This is a genomic window from Phocaeicola sp. RTP21198st1_B8_RTP21198_201120, assembly GCF_040929485.1.
GTDB lineage: Bacteria > Bacteroidota > Bacteroidia > Bacteroidales > Bacteroidaceae > Phocaeicola > Phocaeicola dorei.
Genome location: NZ_JBCOCI010000221.1, coordinates 1 through 2,057, shown reverse-complemented (window position 1 = coordinate 2,057; position 2,057 = coordinate 1). Strand labels below are relative to the sequence as shown.

General features: G+C 30.2%; 2 protein-coding genes and 1 pseudogene. 1 reads left to right on the top strand and 2 read right to left on the bottom strand.

The genetic code is table 11. The annotated features are described in order from the left end of the window. The first annotated feature begins 123 nt into the window (after positions 1 to 123). Positions 124 to 680: pseudogene (locus AB5935_RS28475) on the top strand (DUF6642 family protein). Positions 681 to 773: 93 nt separating this feature from the next. On the opposite strand, the gene AB5935_RS24745 reads toward AB5935_RS28475, so the two are convergent. After that, a complete protein-coding gene (locus AB5935_RS24745) occupies positions 774 to 890 on the bottom strand; it encodes an HNH endonuclease (RefSeq protein ID WP_237029145.1) in 117 nt (38 codons plus the stop codon). Positions 891 to 1,308: 418 nt separating this feature from the next. Then, complete coding sequence (locus tag AB5935_RS24740) at positions 1,309 to 1,491, bottom strand: hypothetical protein (RefSeq protein ID WP_038611713.1); 183 nt, start codon at positions 1,489 to 1,491, stop codon at positions 1,309 to 1,311. Positions 1,492 to 2,057 lie beyond the last annotated feature (566 nt).

The window sequence follows — 2,057 nt, the reverse complement described above, 5'->3', positions numbered from 1 at the left end:
AAAATCCTGAGCAACTTTTTGTTGCTCAGGTACTTAAAAAGTTTAATTTATAATAGTGTTGCGGAATTAAGGATATACTTAATGTATTACCATATATAAAGTGCATAACTCAATAAATATATAATGGGAAATACGGAAAATAAAATAAGGCATATTTATTGCATAGAGGGAAACTGGAATAAACATCCTCACAGCAATCAAAGCATAAAACCTATACTGGATTTATTGTTCACTTTCTCTAAAATCAAATACATATATAAAAAATGCATTACCAAAAGAGATTTTATAAAGGGGCTTCAAAGCTTCACACAAAAACGATATTCAAATTATACCGTTTTATATATTGCGTATCATGGACGTAAAAACCGCATTTGTATCGGATAACATTAAAAGAGATTGCAGATGTATTAGAAGGCAAATTAAACGGTATTATCGTACATTTTGGAAGTTGTTCTACACTTAATACTACTGAAAAAAATATCACAGATTTTATTAACCGTACAGGATGCGCTCTCATTTCAGGCTATAAGAAAGATGTGCCATATATTGACAGTAGTGCTTTTGAATTACTTTACTTTAATGTACTGAATACATACAAAACTTATACCTCTATCAAAAAGAACATTGTCAGCAAGTATCCTACATTAGTAGATATTCTTAGATTTACCTTTTTATATTAATGCGAATTTGATATAAAATTAGAAGAAAATAAGCCATCTGTCAAAGAACTCTATCTCTCTTTTAATAACTTAGATTTTTATCTCAAATTCACGCTATTTGAACTTCTGATGTTCCAACTTATGACACTTAGAGCAAAGAGTGATTAAATCAGCATCGTCCACATCCCATGGATTTTTACTTCTTGGATATCTTTTATGATGAACTTCCAGTGTATTAAATGATTTTATTTCATAAAGCGGAAATATTATGGAATACCCATCAATAAATATACTGGCTCTACCTTGATAAGCAAATCTATTATCCCGTTCAATATTTTGACATAAAAAAACTTATGCGATGTTTTAATTCTATTATCATGTTCTATCAAAATAAAGTCTATGAAGCCTGGAGTTTTTCCCTTTCGTTTATATCGTAAAGAGCTTTTTAATGATTTTAAATAATACTCATATGTATCTTTGGTAGAACACTTGACATCTGATAGTATTTGCATTTTTCTAGCAGGAAGCATAGATTGGTATAAAATTGGCAACCGGCTTAAATCTTCGTAAAAATAGTTCATCCACAAATTATATTTGGGGATATAGTAACTTTCTTGATTAAATCTCAAATCTTTATCAACTTCAAATTTTATTTCGTTCCTCTGAATTTGTTTGTAAACCCAGAAATATCACCATTTTCCATAGCAACATACCATACTGTTCCCGAAAAGTTCTTGAAAGGATAATTGTTGTTACTCTTCAATACTTTCGGATTCATAACCAAGGGAGCTATCAGTCTGTAAAGCTCCGGTTCGTCATCTCTTATTCGCATACTTTGAACATGACAATGTTATTAAAAATAAGGATCAAACAGAAACAATCCTTGAATAAAAAAAATCACCAATCCACTAAAAGCAGACTGATGGAATGTTTAGAGAATCATCCGCTACACTTCACAGCTTAACGGAAATATTATAATAAAAATATAAAAACGATTTTTACCATATCACAAAAGTAATATGTTTCCACGAATTAAAGAAATAATGGAAAAATAAATTCAGCCTAATTTAAAGCTGTCAGATGGTTTTGAAATGAGGAATTACAGATATCTTTTTCCATACTTTTTATTAATAAATAAAATCCCCGACTTTCACAAGCTGGGGATTCCCATTTATAAATTTAAAGTTTTTATTATATAAGGTTCTCCTACCGGAAAAACACTTATTCTTTGATTTATTCGTTATCTTACCTTTGAGTAGAAGTCGCTTCTTACAAGAAGAAGCGAACTTTTACTTTCCAGTTTTGATTATTTACCAGTATTCCCTCAAATCCGCAACTAAGCCCTTGAACGTCCTTATTGCGTTTACACGTCCTCTCATTACTGAATTTGCAGATAAT

Excerpts from the sequence above, each read along its gene's own strand:
- AB5935_RS24740 (WP_038611713.1), bottom strand. The coding sequence starts at position 1,491 with ATGCGAATAAGAGATGACGAACCGGAGCTTTACAGACTGATAGCTCCC.